We start from the raw sequence: 14,493 nt of genomic DNA, 5'->3' as shown, positions 1-14,493 counted from the left end.
GACCGGTGGTTCCGGCCGCCCCTCGTCACCGTGTGAACACTGTTACGGCTTGGGCGTGGCGTGCGGGGTGCAGGTCACGTCCGCGGTGTCCAGCTTGCCGTCGAGCAGGTAGGCGTCGACGCGCTGGTTGATGCAGGGGTTGACCAGGCCGGTCACACCGTGGGAGCCCGCGTCCTTCTCGGTGATCAGACGGGATCCGGCGAAGCGCTTGTGCAGTTCGACGGCGCCCTCATAAGGAGTGGCGGCGTCCCGGGTGGACTGCACGATCAGCACCTGCGGCAGGCTCTTGTGGGTCTTCACCTGGACCGGGGTCTGCTGCTTGGCCGACCAGGTGGCGCACGGCAGGTTCATCCAGGCGTTGGCCCAGGTCATGAACGGGTAGTCCTTGTTGAGCCGGGTGTTGTCCCGGTCCCACTTCTGCCAGCTGGTGGGCCACTTGGCGTCGGTGCACTCGACGGCCGTGTAGACCGCGTTGCTGTTCTCGGCGCTGATGTTGCCGGCCGTGTTCGACAGGTTGGGGGCGGCGGCGTCGACCAGCGCCTTGGTGTCACCGGCGACGTACTTGCTGAACACCGTGGCGACCGGCACCCACGAGGAGTCGTAGTACGGCGCGCTCTGGAAGAAGGAGATCAGCTCGGCCGGGCCGACGACCCCGCCGATGGGGTTCTGCTTGGCGGTGGCGCGCAGCTGGAGCCACTTGTCCTGGACTGCGGCGCGGGTGGTGCCGAGGTGGAAGGCGGCGTCGTTGGCCGCGACCCAGTCCTCCCAGTCCTTCCAGCGGCCCTCGAAGGCAATGTCCTGGTTCAGGTTGGCCTGGTACCAGATGTTCTTGCGGTCCGGGTTGACCACGCTGTCGACGATCATGCGGCGCAGGTGGCCCGGGAAGAGGGTGCCGTACACGGCGCCGAGGTAGGTGCCGTAGGAGACGCCGAGGTAGTTGAGCTTCTTCTCGCCCAGCGCGGCGCGGATGACGTCCAGGTCGCGGGCGGTGTTCGGCGTGGTCATGTGCGGCAGCATCGCGCCGCTGCGCTCGGCGCAGCCATCGGCGTACTCGCGCGCCAGCTTGCGCTGTGCGGTCTTGTCCGCCTCGGTGTCCGGCACCGGGTCCATCTTGGGCGCCTTGACGAACTCCTGCGGGTCGATGCAGGAGATGGGGGCGGAGTGGCCGACGCCGCGCGGGTCGAAGCCGACGAAGTCGTAGGCCTTGGCGACGTTCGCCCAGACGGGGTTCTTGTTGGTGACCCGGGTCGGGAAGCGCATCCCGGAACCGCCGGGACCGCCCGGGTTGTAGACGAGCGAGCCCTGACGCTCGCTCTGAGTGCCCGTGTTGGCGATGCGGTCGACGGCGAGCTTGATCTGCTTGCCGTACGGGTGGGCGTAGTCGACGGGCACGGTGACCCAGCCGCACTGGATGGGCTTGGCGAATCCCCAGTCGGCCGGGCAGTCCTGCCAGTCGATGCCGGCCTTGGCGGCGCGGGCGGCGGCCATCTCGGCGCCCTTGGCCTCACGGTCCTGGCCGGGCTGTCCGGCAGCGCCGGCCGCGGGCGCCGAGACGACGCCGGCGATCAGGGTGGCAGTGACGAGTGCTCCGGCCGAACCGAGCGCCAGCAGGCGGCTCTTCGGTCTGTTCTCCCTCAAGTGGGGCCCCTCCCCCTACATCTGCATCTCTGCGAGTGGTCAGGCGGGGATCCTTTCGGCTGTGAGCCGCCTGAGACCAGGGGTGGCCCTGTATCTTTACCAATCCGATAACCGGACGATCATGTTCGGGCGCGCCGTGCGGAGCGTGCCTCAGCCGAGGCTGGTCAGTGCCCCGTCCAGGACCCGTCGTAGCCGCAACGCGTCGGGCGCGACAGCGCTGACCAGGACCGCGGGGCCCGCCAGCGGTATCAGTGCGGCGCACTCGCCCACCATCCGCGCCTCGACCGGACGCTCGGCGAACTCGGGCCGTACGACGACCAGTTGGCCCACGGCGCGGTGTCCCGCAAGGACGGCCGGGCCGTCCCAGCCGCCCGGGGCGCCGGGCCCGTAGGACAGTTCCTGGTCCAGTACCGTCCGGCCCGCGACCCGGACGGTCAGCCGGCTGGTGAGGCGCCCGGGCTCCTCTCCCGCCCGGCCGAGCACCTGCTCCTCGCGCAGGACGAGCCGGGCGCCAGCGGTGAGTTCGGCCCGCGTGGTGACGTACAGGTCGCTGCCCCGGGCCGAGATCAACTGCTCGGGCAGCCAGTGCAGTTCGGCGCCGTCGGCCACGTCGAGCCGTACGTCGTAGCGGGCTTCGCCCTTGGCCTGGCCCGGCAGGGCGAGGGTGGCGGCGGCCGAGCCGACATGCAGCCGGGCGCCCTCCTCCACCCGGGCGGTGAGCGTGAACCGGTCCCCGCCGAGCGGGCCGCTCATCGCACCGACCACCATGACCTTCGCCTCGGTGCCGCCGGCTCGGGTGCGGCGCAGGGCCAGTGGGCCCTCGCCGTCCAGCACGGGCAGCACGGTGCCGCCGCGGCCGTCGGCGCGGGCGACGATCCGCGCGTCCGCCCGGACCCCGGTGGTGGTCATGCCGTCCACGCGGCGAGCCGCTCCCGCACCCAGGCGGCCACGTCGGTCACACCGGTTCCGCCGCGCAACGACTGGAAGACCACCGGGAGTTCGGCGCGCTGTGCCTTGGCGTCGGCGGCCATCCGGGCGAGGTCGGAGCCGACGTACGGGGCGAGGTCGGTCTTGTTGACGACGAGCAGGTCGGCCGTGGTGACGCCGGGCCCGCCCTTGCGCGGGATGTCGTCGCCGCCGGCCACGTCGATCACGAAGATCTGCGCGTCCACCAGTCCCTTGGAGAAGGTCGCGGTGAGGTTGTCGCCGCCGGACTCGACGAGGATCAGGTCGAGCGGGCCGACCGCGTCCTCCAGGTCCTCCACGGCTTCGAGGTTGGCGGAGATGTCGTCGCGGATCGCGGTGTGCGGACAAGCGCCCGTCTCCACGGCCGTGATCCGCTCGGGCGGCAGTACGGCCTCGCGGAGCAGGAACTCGGCGTCCTCACGGGTGTAGATGTCGTTGGTGACGACGGCGAGCGACAGCTCGTCGCGCAGGGCCCGGCAGAGCGCGGCGACGGTCGCGGTCTTTCCGGACCCGACGGGCCCGCCGAGCCCGATGCGCAGGGCGCGCCGGGCTCCGTCGGGGCGGTGCGCGTCGGCGCTCACGGCGGCGGGGCCGGGGTGTGTGTGGTCGAGGTGCATGGACGGCTCCTAGTGGACGAGGCTCGTTCTCTCAGCCCCTCTGGGGGCAGGGGCGGCGGGGGCGGGTCAGGTCAGGTCAGGTCAGGTCAGGACGCGAACAGCCGGACCGGCCAGGCCGCGTGCCACTCCGCCGCCACTTCCAGCAGGGGACCGGACGACGCCGGCAGCGCATCGACACCCTCGTCGAGCACCCTCCGTGCCGCATCCACGGCCGTATCCGCCACCCGGTCCAACTCCGGTGCGAGGCGCGCCAGTACGCCGGTCGCGTCGAAGGGATCAAGGCTCAGCAACCGCACGGTCGCCGTCGCCGGACCGCTCACGCTCTCGTACGCCGCGCAGTAGGCCGCGTCCTCGGGAGCGAGGCCGGCCGCCCGTGCGGCGAGCCCGAGGACCACCGGTTGATGCGCGCCTTTGGGGAACTGCCCTGCCAGCGCATCGAGTTCGTGGCACGGCCAGGCGGCCCGAGCCGCCCGCAGCAGCTGCCGCCCGAGCCGGCGCGCAGCGGTCCGCAGGGCGGGGGACGGCGTACGGGCGTCCGCCGCCGCGTCCAGGTCCCGCGGGTCCGCTCCGAGTACGGCGGCCGCCGCGAGCGCGCCCGCGACCAGCCCGGCGGTGTGCAGCCGGCCCCGGCAGAAGTCCTCCAGGGTCGCGGCGGAGGTGATCCGGCCCGCTCTGACGGCGGCCTCCGCCCCGCCGGAGTGCGCGTGCCCTCCGGCGGGGAAGCGGCCGTCGGCCAGGACGAGAAGTGCTGCCCGTGACATCGCGCCCCCGTCAGAACAGGAAGTAACGCTGGGCCATGGGCAGTTCGGCGGCCGGGGTGGCCTCGACCAGCTCGCCGTCGATGTGCACGGCGAAGCTGTCGGGGTCGATCCGGACGTCGGGCCGGGCGTCGTTCTCGCGCATGTCGGCCTTGGTGACCGCGCGCGTGGACTCGATCGCCACGAAGCGCTTGCCGAGCCCCAGCCGCTGCGGCAGCCCGTCCTCGATGGCCAACGAGGCCACGAAGTTGACCGAGTTGGCGGCGGGGGCGCGGCCGATCGCGCCGTACATCGGTCGGGGCAGGATGGGCTGCGGGGTGGGGATGGAGGCGTTGGCGTCGCCCATCTGCGCGTAGGCGATCTGCCCGCCCTTGAGCACCAGCAGCGGCTTGACCCCGAAGAACGCGGGCTCCCACAGCACGAGGTCGGCGAGCTTGCCGGTCTCCACGGAGCCGATCTCGGCGGCGAGACCCTGCGCGAGCGCGGGGTTGATCGTGTACTTGGCGACATAGCGCCGCACGCGGTGGTTGTCCGCGCGGCCGTCACCCGGCAGCGCGCCCCGCCGGCGCTTCATCACATGGGCCGTCTGCCAGGTGCGCAGGACGACCTCGCCGACGCGCCCCATGGCCTGGGAGTCGGAGGAGATGATCGAGATCGCGCCGAGGTCGTGCAGGACATCCTCCGCGCCGATGGTGGAGGGCCGGATCCGGGACTCGGCGAAGGCCAGGTCCTCGGGGACCGCCGGGTTGAGGTGGTGGCACACCATCAGCATGTCGAGGTGTTCCTCGGCGGTGTTGACGGTGTACGGCCGGGTCGGGTTGGTGGAGCTGGGCAGCACGTTGGGCTGCGAGACCACGGTCATGATGTCCGGCGCGTGCCCGCCGCCGGCGCCCTCGGTGTGGTACGAGTGGATGCCCCGGCCCGCGATCGCGGCGAGGGTGTCGCCGACGAAGCCCGCCTCGTTGAGTGTGTCCGTGTGGATGGCGACCTGGATGCCGGTCCGGTCCGCCACGGTCAGCGCGGCGTCGATGACGGCCGGGGTCGAGCCCCAGTCCTCGTGCAGCTTCAGGCCGACGGCGCCGCCGCGGATCTGGGAGAGCATCGCCTCGTGCGAGACGGTGTTGCCCTTGCCGAGGAAGCCGACGTTGACCGGGTAGGCCTCCATCGCCTCCAGCATCCGGGCCAGGTGCCAGGGGCCGGGCGTGACGGTGGTGGCCTTGGAGCCCTCGGCGGGGCCGGTGCCGCCGCCGACCAGGGTGGTGATGCCGGAGGCCAGCGCCTCGTCGGCGACCTGGGGACAGATGAAGTGGACGTGCGCGTCGATGGCGCCGGCGGTGAGGATCCGCCCGTTGCCCGCGATGATCTCGGTCTCGGGGCCGATGACCAGGTCGGGGTGGACGCCGTCCATGGTGTCGGGGTTACCGGCCTTGCCGATCGCGGTGATCCGGCCGTCGCGAATGCCGACGTCGGCCTTGACGATGCCCCAGTGGTCGACGATGACGACGCCGGTGATGACCGTGTCGGGGGTGCCCTCGGCACGGGTGGCGCGGGACTGGCCCATGGACTCGCGGATGACCTTGCCGCCGCCGAAGACGGCCTCGTCGCCGGAGGCGCCGGGTCCGCCCGAGCGGTCCTCCTCGATCTCGATCAGCAGGTCGGTGTCGGCGAGCCGGACACGGTCCCCGGTGGTGGGGCCGAACAGGTCGGCGTAGGCGCCTCGGGAGAGCTCAGGCATCGAGGGCACCTCCGGTCTCCCCGCGCAGCCCCGGCACGATCCGGGCGCCGGTGAGGGGCACGAGTTCGACGTCGACGGGGATGCCGGGCTCGAAGCGCACGGCGGTGCCGGCGGCGACGTTCAGCCGCTTGCCGCGGGCCGCGGCACGGTCGAACTCGAGGCCGGGGTTGGCCTCGGCGAAGTGGTAGTGGGAACCGACCTGGACCGGCCGGTCGGCGGCGTTGAGGACGGTGAGGCGAGTGACCTCGCGGCCCTCGTTGACCAGGACGGGGGCGTCGGCGAAAAGGATCTCTCCGGGAATCATCGCGGCCCTCTTCAGATGATCGGCTCGTGGACGGTGACGAGCTTGGTGCCGTCCGGGAAGGTGGCCTCGACCTGGACGTCGTGGATCATCTCGGGGACCCCGTCCATGACGTCGTCCCTGCTGAGGAGCTTGCGACCGGAGGACATGAGTTCGGCGACCGTACGGCCGTCACGCGCGCCCTCGAGGATGTGCGACGTGATGAGGGCGACCGCTTCCGGGTGGTTGAGCCGGAGCCCGCGGGCCCGGCGCTTCTCGGCCACGTCGGCCGCCACGTGGATGAGCAGCCTCTCTTGCTCATGCGGGGTCAGTTGCACGTCCCACCTCACAGTCCTTGCTCCGGACCGTGCGGGGTCCGGCTGCCGCAGCCATCGCGACGGGGATAGGTGTAACACACAGACAAACCCCCGGATCGTCGTCAATCCGGGCAGAAAAACCCCTGATGGCGTGGATCGGCAGGCTAGAGCGCCGGAGTTTCAGTGACGTTAACCAGACCTTGATCCACCGATGACCGCGGTATGGGACCCCCGATACCCGTGCCGTTCACAACCCGCCGGGACCGCGATGCTCGGCGGCGATCCCGAACCGCCGCTGTTCACGCGGGACGGAACCCGCCTCACGGACACCCGAGACCGAGCTGATGACCCGCTCCCCGGTCTGCTCCTCGTTCTGTTCCTCGATCCGCTCCTCGGCCGGCTCGTCGAGCGCGTCCAGCCGCTCCAGGTCGGCGGCCGAGACCAGCGCGACCAGCGGCTTGCCGTGCCGGGTCACGACGACGCGCTCACCGCCGTACACCACGCGGTTGATCAGGTCGGCGAGCTCAGCCCTGGCTTGCGTCACCGGAATCTCGTAGGCCATGCCGCCATCGTACGTCAGGTACGTATTGTACGTTTTTTACAGTTCCCCTCCAGTTCGCCGGGCGCATGGCGGAGGAAGTACACGGCGACCCGGAACGGGGCGCGATCCTGGACGCTCCCGCCGCACTGGCCTACGGTCTGGTGGACCGCATCGCGCCCGGCCGCCGGAGCATGCCCGGCGCACAGGAGATCTGATCGGCCGTCACCCGAGACGGCCGGCCTGCTGGGCAGCCTCAGTCCGGCGCGGGACTCACCCACCTGTCGCGGGCTGCGCGCGGCGCAGGCGCGGGTGCGCACGGCCGCAGCGCTGCGTGGCGCCCTCGCGTCGATGCACCAACGGGGTGAGACGGAGCTGCACGAAGACACGCCGGCACGGGCCCTGCGGGTGCCGGACGATGAACGCCGCGCCGCTCGCGTCACGCTCCCGACCGACGGCGTCGGCCGATCCGGACGCCCGACCAGCCGGACGGACCCGGAAGTCGACACGCGCCGCTCAGGGGGTTCGAAACACTCCGAACGGCCTACCGCCGACCGACGTACATCCAGATCGTTCCACGGGCCTTCCGACTTGCGCACCGCGCGGGCCGGCAGCGCGGAAGACGAGGTTCCGCCCCAGGTCGGCGCCTACGACCGGGATGTGACGGTGCCTCGAACGGAGGCCTGTCCACTCGAACGGGCGAGTGGTGAGTAACGCCACAAATACCCGGATCCGTTGGGATTTTCAGACAGCTGTGAGTGAAGATCCCTGTCTGACGACAAGCCCCCGCCACAACGGCGGGGCGGTCCGGGCGGACGCCGAGTCCTGCCGCCACCCGGATGACCGGTCGACAGGAGTGGATCGGCAGGAGTGGAGGACCCAAGCAAGACGGGTCGCCGGAACGGATGTTCGTCTGTACGTCACAGACGGCCGGACGCTCCGAGCAGCCCTTGGGGTGAAGCCGCAACGCGGCCGGGCAACTTCGCCAGCCCGAATCCGACAGGTCATCCTTCACAGGCGGCTGACGAAGGGTTGCGCATGACTGCGCTGAATCGTGTCCCGTCGCTCATGGCCCGGGCCGGCACGGCCTCGGCCCTCACCCTCGCCGCCGTCGGCGGCTCGATCGCGGTCCCTGGTCTCGCCACCGACGCCTCGGCCGCCACCCTCGCGAGCAAAGCACTGCAGGTCGCGGCCTCCAAGAAGGGATCTCCGTACCAGTGGGGGGCCATCGGGCCGCACCGGTTCGACTGCTCGGGGCTGACGCTCTACTCGTTCAAGAAGGCGGGCAAGACCCTGCCGCGCACCGCAGCCCAGCAGTACAACAAGACGCACCACATCTCGGCCCTCAGCCGTAAGGCCGGTGACCTGGTGTTCTTCCACTCGGGTTCCAGCGTCTACCACGTCGGCATCTACGCAGGCCACGGGAGGATCTGGCACGCGCCGAGGACCGGAGCCGTGGTGCGGCTGGAGAAGATCTGGACCCGGAGCGTCTGGTACGGCCGGGTCAACTGACCCGGCGTCAGGGCAGGAGCGGCTCCAGCAGCAGGGCCGCTCCGAGCGCCGTCAGTGCCGCCCCGATGCCCGCCTGGAGCCCACGGGCGGGCACCGGGGCCGGCGCAGCGAAGCCCTGCCTCACCGGGTGCGCGGCCTCGGCCGCGGCCTCCTCGGGCGTCGGTACGGGCCTCGGCAGCGCCCGCAGGGCGCGCACCCCGAGCTGCAGCACATGGTCGCCGCCCAGCAGCCCAGTCCCCAACTCCCCGCCCCACACCCCCGTGCCCGTCCTCCGAGCCCCTCGCCACCCGTACCCCCGTCCCCGCGCCACCGATCCCCTCGTGCCCGAGCCCGCCGTGCCCGAGCCGTGCCCGTCGCCCGCCGGACTCGCCACCCGGGCGGCGCCGCCCGACCTCGTCGCCAAAGGCCTGGCGCCTCCCGGACCCGCCCCGAAGTGCCCCGAAGCGAACCAGCCCACCGCCCGCGCCCGGAGGGCTACGGTTCCTGTTGGCCCCCCGCCGGGACCGGCCCGACCGGGATGGTCCAGGGGAGTTCGATGGAGACCGTCTTGCCGCCCTCACGGGTGGGCCGGACACGGAGTTTGCCGCCGCACTCGGCAGTGAGCCAGCGGACGATGACCATGCCGCGGCCGTTGTCCTGCTGAACCGCCGCGGGCAGTCTCTTCGGGAAGCGGGGGTGGCTGTCCGTGACGCCGATGCGCAGGTGTTCGTCGCAGTCCAGGGCGACGTCAACCGTGAAGGTGGGTGACTGACCGAAGGTGTGCTGTACGGCGTTCGTGGCGAGTTCGGAGACGATGAGCCGTACGGTGTCGGCCACGTCGGTGTCCGAGGGCAGGCCCCACTCCTCCAGCGTGCCCACGACGTAGGAGCGGGCGGCGGAGACCGAGGCGGGATCGCTCGGCAGAGTGACGGATGCTTCCAGATGGTCTGCCATGGCGACGTCGTCCCTTTCCCACGGGACCGCAGTCCGACACGGAGCGGAAGGTTCGAGTACGGTCCCGGACTGGTGCTTGCTCGTCAGACTGCCACCACCGGACCGGTCACGGGGAGCGATCCACCAAGATATGCATATATCTGTCGCCCAAAGCGGTGAACTCTACGACGCGAGACCGTATTTGGGCGGCCCGGAAGGAGTAAGGAGGAGCCCATGCAGAACGGGCCGGCAGTGCGCCGTCGCAAATTGGGCGCCGAACTGCGCACGCTGCGTACCGGTACTGGGCTCACGAGCGGTGATGCGGCCCGGCTGGTCGGTTGGCACCAGTCGAAGGTGAGCCGTATCGAGACCGGTGCCAGCGGCGTGAAACCAGCCGATGTGCGGTTACTCCTGGACGCCTACGGAGTGGAGGACGGGCAGCTGCGCGAGTTGCTGCTGATGCTGGCGCGTTCCGAGGGCGCGGGCGACCGGCACGGCTGGTGGCATGCCTACCGCGGGGTGCTGCCACCCACCTACCGGGATTTCATCAGCCTGGAGTCGCAGGCGAGCGCGATGCGCACCCTGGAGACCACGGTCGTACCCGGCCTGCTGCAGACGCCCGAGTACGCCCGCGCGGTGACCCGGGCGGCCGTGAAGGACCTGGACGACGAAGGCCTGGACGCGCTGGTGGAGGTGCGGCTGGCCCGGCAGGACGTGCTCCGCGCCGACCCGCCGCTGAAGCTGTGCGCGGTGCTGGACGAGGCGGTGCTGCGGCGCGAGGTCGGCGGCCCCGAGGTGATGAACCGCCAGCTGGCGCGGCTGGTGGAGGCCGCCCGTCTGCCCCAAGTACAACTGCAGGTGCTGCCGTTCGGGGCGGGAGCGCATGTCGGCCTCACCGGGCCTTTCGTTATCTTCTCATTTCCGAGCACTTCTGATCTGGATGTTGTTGTTCTCGACCAGTTGACGAGTAGCCTCTACCTGGAGCGGAAAGAAGACCTCATGGCCTACTCGGAGGCCTTCGACAGCCTTCGGATGTATGCCCTTTCGCCCGAGGACACGTTGGATTACATCGCCGGAATAGGTGACGGCGCGTAAGGAGGCACCATGTCAGCACTGCCTCGGAACGTCCCTGCCAGTACCGACCTGCATCACGTGCGCTGGCTGCGCAGCAGCTACAGCACGGGAGCCAACAACTGCGTGGAGACGGCCCGGCCGCGCTCCGGCCCCGGGGCCGGACTGCTCGCCGTGCGCGACTCCAAGAGCCCGGCCGGACCCGCGCTGCTCTTCTCCGCCGGGAGCTGGACCGGTTTCCTCACCGCCCTGTGACCGAAGACGAGCACCGACCCGAAGACGAGCACTGATCCGAAGACGGCCACCGACCCCGAAGACGACCACGCGCGAAGCACGGCCGTGTCACGCCGACTCATGGTCGCGTTTCGCCGATCACCCGTACAGCGCGTTCGATCTCGGCCCCGGACAGGTCCGCGCGGGCGGTCAGCCGCAGCCGTGAGATGCCGTCGGGCACGGAAGGAGGGCGGAAGCAGCCCACGGCCAGCCCTGCCGTACGGCAGTCGGCCGCCCAGCGCACGGCCTGCTCCGGGGACGGAGCCCGCACGGAGACCACCGCGGCGTCCGGACGCACCGCTTCCAGACCCGCGGCGGTCAGCCGTGCGTGGAGTTCGGCGGCCACCTCACCGGCGCGCGCCGCGCGCTGCGGTTCGCGCACGAGCAGCCGCAGTGCCGCGAGCGCGGCCCCGGCCGCCGCCGGGGCCAGACCCGTGTCGAAGATGAAGGTCCGGGCCGCGTTGACCAGATGGTCGATCACCCGCGCCGGGCCGAGCACCGCTCCGCCCTGGCTGCCGAGCGACTTGGACAGGGTGGCCGTGGCCACCACGTCCGGGGCTCCGGCCAGCCCGGCCGCGTACGGCGCGCCCCGGCCGCCGTCGCCCAGCACTCCGAGCCCGTGCGCGTCGTCCAGGACGAGCCCCGCGCCGTACTCCCGGCACGCCTCGGCGAGCTCGGCCAGCGGCGCCCGGTCGCCGTCCACCGAGAACACCGTGTCGGAGACGACGATCGCCGGTCCCTGATGGCCGGCCAGGGCCTTGCGTACCGCCTCCGGGTCGGCGTGCCCGACGACCTGCCGCTCGCCCCGGGCGAGCCGGCAGCCGTCGATGAGGGAGGCGTGGTTGCCGGCGTCGGAGACGATCAGCGAGCCGTGCGGGCCGAGCGCGGTGACCGCGGCCAGGTTGGCGGCGTAGCCGGAGGAGAAGACCAGCGCCGCCTCGAAGCCGCAGAACACGGCCAGCTCGCGTTCCAGTTCGGTGTGCAGTTCGGTGGTGCCGGTGACCAGCCGGGAGCCGGTCGAGCCGCCGCCCCAGACCCGGGCGGCCTGCGCGGCCCCCTCGGTGACCTCGGGGTGGTGGGCGAGGCCCAGATAGTCGTTGCTCGCCAGATCCAGCAGCGGCGACTCGGCCGGGCGCGGGCGCAGGGTCCGTACGAGTCCGGCGCGCCGGCGCGCCTCCGCCTGCCCCTCGATCCAGCCGAACGCCATGGCTCCTCCGATGATTTTGTAGGTAGCGGACAGACACTAGCGGCAGGACCAGCCGCACAGGGTGTGGCAATACCCACACGGTGATCCGTCTCCGTTGTGCAGTCTCTACCTTGGCCCGGAGCGGTCCCGTAGGACAGGATCGGACCTCATGGACCTGTTGAACACGCTGGTGGACAAGGCGCTTCGGCGCGAGCTGCCGACCCGCGAGGAAGCACTCGCCGTACTGGCCACCTCCGACGACGACGTGCTCGATGTGGTGGCCGCGGCCGGCAAGGTGCGCCGGCACTGGTTCGGCCGCCGCGTGAAACTCAATTACCTGGTCAACCTCAAGTCCGGCTTGTGCCCGGAGGACTGCTCCTACTGCTCCCAGCGGCTCGGCTCCAAGGCCGGGATCCTGAAGTACACCTGGCTCAAGCCCGACGAGGCCTCCCAGGCGGCCGCCGCGGGCCTGGCCGGAGGCGCCAAGCGGGTGTGTCTGGTGGCCAGCGGACGCGGCCCGACCGACCGGGACGTGGACCGGGTCTCGGAGACCATCAAGGCGATCAAGGACCAGAACGAGGCCGTCGAGGTGTGTGCCTGTCTCGGGCTGCTCTCCGACGGCCAGGCCGAGCGGCTGCGCGAGGCGGGCGCGGACGCCTACAACCACAACCTCAACACCTCGGAGTCCACCTACGGGGACATCACCACCACCCACACCTACGCCGACCGGGTGGACACGGTGAACAAGGCGCACGCGGCCGGCCTGTCCGCCTGCTCCGGTCTGATCGCCGGTATGGGCGAGAGCGACGAGGACCTGGTGGACGTGGTCTTCTCGCTGCGTGAGCTGGACCCGGACTCCGTTCCGGTGAACTTCCTCATCCCCTTCGAGGGCACCCCGCTGGCCAAGGAGTGGAACCTCACCCCGCAGCGCTGCCTGCGCATTCTGGCCATGGTCCGGTTCGTCTGCCCGGACGTGGAGGTCCGGATCGCGGGCGGCCGCGAGGTCCATCTGCGCACGATGCAGCCGCTCGCGCTGCACCTGGCCAACTCGATCTTCCTCGGTGACTACCTGACCAGCGAGGGCCAGGCCGGCAAGGCCGACCTGGAGATGATCGCGGACGCCGGGTTCGAGGTGGAGGGCGCCGGCGAGGTGACGCTGCCGGAGCACCGGGTGGGCGCGGCGGGCGGCTGCGGCGCGCACGAGAGCGCCGGCGCCGGCTCCGTCTGCGGCTCGCACGAGGGCTGCGGCTCGCACGAGGGCGCGGACGTGTGCGGTACGACGGCTGCCGCGTGCGGCACGGCGGGTACGGCGACCGCGCCGGCCCCGCAGGAGGCGCGCACCGATCTCGTGGCCGTCCGTCGCCGGGGCGCCGGAACGGACCTCGCGCCCAATGCCTGACCTGTCCGGCCTGAGCGTGCCCGACCTGCTGGAGCTGGACCGACGGCATGTGTGGCACCCGTACGGCCCGATGCCCGGACGTGTCGAACCGCTGGTGGTGGAGTCGGCGAGCGGGGTCCGTCTGACACTGCGGCTCGCCGATGGAGCCCAGGACGAAGTCGTGGACGGCATGTCCTCCTGGTGGTCGGCGATCCACGGCTACAACCACCCGGTCCTCAACGAGGCGGCGCACGAGCAGCTCGGACGGATGAGCCATGTGATGTTCGGCGGGCTCACGCACGAGCCCGCCGTACGGCTCGCGAAGCACCTTGTCGACATGTCGCCAGAGGGCCTGGAGCACGTCTTCCTGGCCGACTCCGGCTCGGTGTCGGTCGAGGTCGCGGTGAAGATGTGCCTGCAGTACTGGCGCTCGCTCGGCAGGCCCGGCAAGCAGCGGCTGCTGACCTGGCGGGGCGGCTACCACGGCGACACCTGGAACCCGATGTCCGTGTGCGATCCCGAGGGCGGGATGCACGCGCTGTGGTCGGGCGTGCTGCCGCGCCAGCTGTTCGCCGACGCCCCGCCGGCGGAGTACGAGGAGTCGTACGCCGAGCATCTGTGTGAACTGATCGCCCGGCACGCGGACGAACTGGCCGCGGTGATCGTGGAGCCGGTCGTGCAGGGCGCGGGCGGGATGCGCTTCCACTCCCCCGCGTATCTGCGGGTGCTGCGCGAGGCGTGCGACGCGCACGACGTGCTTCTCGTCTTCGACGAGATCGCCACCGGCTTCGGCCGCACCGGTGCGCTGTTCGCGGCGGAGCACGCGGGCGTCACCCCGGATGTGATGTGCCTGGGCAAGGCGCTGACCGGCGGCTATCTGACGCTGGCGGCCACGCTGTGCACCGCGCGGGTCGCCGACGGGATCTCGCGGGGCGAGGTGCCGGTGCTCGCGCACGGCCCGACGTTCATGGGCAACCCGCTGGCGGCGGCCGTGGCCTGCGCCTCCATCGAACTGCTCGTGGGCCAGGACTGGCGGGCGGAGGTCAAGCGGATCGAGGCGGGTCTGTGGGAGGGCCTGTCGCCGGCCCGGGAGCTGCCCGGTGTCCGGGACGTCCGCGTCCTCGGGGCGATCGGCGTCGTCCAGCTCGACCACGAGGTGGACATGGCCGCGGCCACCGCGGCGGCCGTGCGGGAGGGCGTGTGGCTGCGTCCGTTCCGCGACCTGGTCTACACGATGCCGCCGTACATCACCTCGGACGAGGACGTGACAAGAATCGCGCGCGCGGTGTGCGCCGCGGCGCGGGAGGGATGA

At 71.4% G+C, this 14,493-nt stretch carries 17 protein-coding genes, 1 pseudogene and 1 riboswitch; of the genes and pseudogenes, 7 read left to right on the top strand and 11 right to left on the bottom strand.

Features of this window, described 5'->3' with window-relative positions; genetic code table 11:
* Positions 1 to 42: 42 nt before the first annotated feature.
* The 8 genes from ABZ624_RS11705 to ABZ624_RS11670 form a co-directional block, all read right to left on the bottom strand.
* A complete protein-coding gene (locus ABZ624_RS11705; protein ID WP_360085612.1) occupies positions 43 to 1,638 on the bottom strand; it encodes an alpha/beta hydrolase in 1,596 nt (531 codons plus the stop codon).
* 150 nt (positions 1,639 to 1,788) lie between these two features.
* Complete coding sequence (locus tag ABZ624_RS11700) at positions 1,789 to 2,547, bottom strand: urease accessory protein UreD (protein WP_360085609.1); 759 nt, start codon at positions 2,545 to 2,547, stop codon at positions 1,789 to 1,791.
* Positions 2,544 to 3,221: an urease accessory protein UreG gene (gene ureG, locus ABZ624_RS11695; protein WP_360085606.1), complete on the bottom strand. Its 678-nt coding sequence runs from the start codon at positions 3,219 to 3,221 to the stop codon at positions 2,544 to 2,546. Before ureG ends, ABZ624_RS11700 begins: the two co-directional genes overlap by 4 nt.
* 86 nt (positions 3,222 to 3,307) lie before the next feature.
* Complete coding sequence (locus ABZ624_RS11690) at positions 3,308 to 3,982, bottom strand: urease accessory UreF family protein (RefSeq protein WP_360085603.1); 675 nt, start codon at positions 3,980 to 3,982, stop codon at positions 3,308 to 3,310.
* Positions 3,983 to 3,992: 10 nt separating this feature from the next.
* The gene (locus ABZ624_RS11685) at positions 3,993 to 5,714 is read right to left on the bottom strand and encodes an urease subunit alpha (protein WP_360085600.1); all 1,722 of its coding nucleotides are present in this window, start codon (positions 5,712 to 5,714) and stop codon (positions 3,993 to 3,995) included.
* A complete protein-coding gene (locus ABZ624_RS11680) occupies positions 5,707 to 6,018 on the bottom strand; it encodes an urease subunit beta (RefSeq protein WP_360085597.1) in 312 nt (103 codons plus the stop codon). Before ABZ624_RS11680 ends, ABZ624_RS11685 begins: the two co-directional genes overlap by 8 nt.
* Positions 6,019 to 6,029: 11 nt before the next feature.
* On the bottom strand, positions 6,030 to 6,332 hold the full coding sequence (locus ABZ624_RS11675; protein ID WP_031160134.1) for an urease subunit gamma: 303 nt from the start codon (positions 6,330 to 6,332) through the stop codon (positions 6,030 to 6,032).
* A 226-nt stretch (positions 6,333 to 6,558) separates the two neighbouring features.
* A complete protein-coding gene (locus tag ABZ624_RS11670) occupies positions 6,559 to 6,873 on the bottom strand; it encodes a type II toxin-antitoxin system Phd/YefM family antitoxin (protein WP_360085595.1) in 315 nt (104 codons plus the stop codon).
* A gap of 65 nt (positions 6,874 to 6,938) precedes the next feature.
* Between ABZ624_RS11670 and ABZ624_RS11665 the strand changes: the two genes are divergently transcribed.
* The 3 genes and pseudogenes from ABZ624_RS11665 to ABZ624_RS11655 all read left to right on the top strand — a co-directional run bounded on the left by ABZ624_RS11665 (position 6,939) and on the right by ABZ624_RS11655 (position 8,361).
* On the top strand, positions 6,939 to 7,067 hold the full coding sequence (locus tag ABZ624_RS11665; RefSeq protein ID WP_360086077.1) for a hypothetical protein: 129 nt from the start codon (positions 6,939 to 6,941) through the stop codon (positions 7,065 to 7,067).
* A gap of 25 nt (positions 7,068 to 7,092) precedes the next feature.
* Positions 7,093 to 7,305: pseudogene (locus ABZ624_RS11660) on the top strand (hypothetical protein); the annotation flags it as partial.
* A 350-nt stretch (positions 7,306 to 7,655) separates the two neighbouring features.
* A riboswitch (cyclic di-AMP (ydaO/yuaA leader) is annotated at positions 7,656 to 7,884 on the top strand.
* Positions 7,885 to 7,887: 3 nt separating this feature from the next.
* Positions 7,888 to 8,361, top strand: coding sequence for a C40 family peptidase (locus tag ABZ624_RS11655; RefSeq protein WP_360085592.1), 474 nt, complete (start codon positions 7,888 to 7,890; stop codon positions 8,359 to 8,361).
* Between the two features lie 7 nt (positions 8,362 to 8,368).
* Here ABZ624_RS11655 and ABZ624_RS11650 read toward each other — a convergent pair whose 3' ends face one another.
* Together ABZ624_RS11650 and ABZ624_RS11645 are read right to left on the bottom strand one after the other, a co-directional pair.
* Positions 8,369 to 8,602: a hypothetical protein gene (locus tag ABZ624_RS11650; RefSeq protein WP_360085589.1), complete on the bottom strand. Its 234-nt coding sequence runs from the start codon at positions 8,600 to 8,602 to the stop codon at positions 8,369 to 8,371.
* 233 nt (positions 8,603 to 8,835) lie between these two features.
* On the bottom strand, positions 8,836 to 9,294 hold the full coding sequence (locus tag ABZ624_RS11645; protein ID WP_360085586.1) for an ATP-binding protein: 459 nt from the start codon (positions 9,292 to 9,294) through the stop codon (positions 8,836 to 8,838).
* Positions 9,295 to 9,507: 213 nt separating this feature from the next.
* Here ABZ624_RS11645 and ABZ624_RS11640 point away from each other — a divergent pair, with 213 nt between their 5' ends.
* Entirely contained in the window at positions 9,508 to 10,368 is an 861-nt protein-coding gene (locus ABZ624_RS11640) for a helix-turn-helix transcriptional regulator (protein WP_360085583.1), read from the top strand.
* A gap of 9 nt (positions 10,369 to 10,377) precedes the next feature.
* Positions 10,378 to 10,599, top strand: a complete 222-nt coding sequence (locus tag ABZ624_RS11635; RefSeq protein ID WP_360085580.1) for a DUF397 domain-containing protein — start codon at positions 10,378 to 10,380, stop codon at positions 10,597 to 10,599.
* 97 nt (positions 10,600 to 10,696) lie between these two features.
* On the opposite strand, the gene ABZ624_RS11630 is transcribed toward ABZ624_RS11635, so the two are convergent.
* A complete protein-coding gene (locus ABZ624_RS11630) occupies positions 10,697 to 11,824 on the bottom strand; it encodes an 8-amino-7-oxononanoate synthase (protein ID WP_360085578.1) in 1,128 nt (375 codons plus the stop codon).
* Positions 11,825 to 11,972: 148 nt separating this feature from the next.
* Here ABZ624_RS11630 and bioB point away from each other — a divergent pair, with 148 nt between their 5' ends.
* Together bioB and ABZ624_RS11620 are read left to right on the top strand one after the other, a co-directional pair.
* Positions 11,973 to 13,202 (top strand): biotin synthase BioB, encoded by a 1,230-nt coding sequence (gene bioB, locus ABZ624_RS11625; protein ID WP_360085576.1) that lies wholly within the window; start codon positions 11,973 to 11,975, stop codon positions 13,200 to 13,202.
* On the top strand, positions 13,195 to 14,493 hold the full coding sequence (locus ABZ624_RS11620) for an adenosylmethionine--8-amino-7-oxononanoate transaminase (RefSeq protein WP_360085573.1): 1,299 nt from the start codon (positions 13,195 to 13,197) through the stop codon (positions 14,491 to 14,493). Before bioB ends, ABZ624_RS11620 begins: the two co-directional genes overlap by 8 nt.

It is taken from the genome of Streptomyces sp. NPDC007205 (assembly GCF_040634095.1).
Lineage (GTDB): Bacteria > Actinomycetota > Actinomycetes > Streptomycetales > Streptomycetaceae > Streptomyces.
This window is presented reverse-complemented; position numbering and strand designations above follow the sequence as displayed.

Coding starts and splice junctions, on each gene's coding strand:
- ABZ624_RS11645 (WP_360085586.1), bottom strand. CDS start 9,294: ATGGCAGACCATCTGGAAGCATCCGTCACTCTGCCGAGCGATCCCGCC.
- ABZ624_RS11680 (WP_360085597.1), bottom strand. CDS start 6,018: ATGATTCCCGGAGAGATCCTTTTCGCCGACGCCCCCGTCCTGGTCAAC.
- ABZ624_RS11620 (WP_360085573.1), top strand. CDS start 13,195: ATGCCTGACCTGTCCGGCCTGAGCGTGCCCGACCTGCTGGAGCTGGAC.
- ABZ624_RS11670 (WP_360085595.1), bottom strand. CDS start 6,873: ATGGCCTACGAGATTCCGGTGACGCAAGCCAGGGCTGAGCTCGCCGAC.
- ABZ624_RS11700 (WP_360085609.1), bottom strand. CDS start 2,547: ATGACCACCACCGGGGTCCGGGCGGACGCGCGGATCGTCGCCCGCGCC.
- bioB (WP_360085576.1), top strand. CDS start 11,973: ATGGACCTGTTGAACACGCTGGTGGACAAGGCGCTTCGGCGCGAGCTG.
- ABZ624_RS11640 (WP_360085583.1), top strand. CDS start 9,508: ATGCAGAACGGGCCGGCAGTGCGCCGTCGCAAATTGGGCGCCGAACTG.
- ABZ624_RS11655 (WP_360085592.1), top strand. CDS start 7,888: ATGACTGCGCTGAATCGTGTCCCGTCGCTCATGGCCCGGGCCGGCACG.
- ureG (WP_360085606.1), bottom strand. CDS start 3,221: ATGCACCTCGACCACACACACCCCGGCCCCGCCGCCGTGAGCGCCGAC.
- ABZ624_RS11665 (WP_360086077.1), top strand. CDS start 6,939: ATGGCGGAGGAAGTACACGGCGACCCGGAACGGGGCGCGATCCTGGAC.
- ABZ624_RS11630 (WP_360085578.1), bottom strand. CDS start 11,824: ATGGCGTTCGGCTGGATCGAGGGGCAGGCGGAGGCGCGCCGGCGCGCC.
- ABZ624_RS11685 (WP_360085600.1), bottom strand. CDS start 5,714: ATGCCTGAGCTCTCCCGAGGCGCCTACGCCGACCTGTTCGGCCCCACC.
- ABZ624_RS11690 (WP_360085603.1), bottom strand. CDS start 3,982: ATGTCACGGGCAGCACTTCTCGTCCTGGCCGACGGCCGCTTCCCCGCC.
- ABZ624_RS11635 (WP_360085580.1), top strand. CDS start 10,378: ATGTCAGCACTGCCTCGGAACGTCCCTGCCAGTACCGACCTGCATCAC.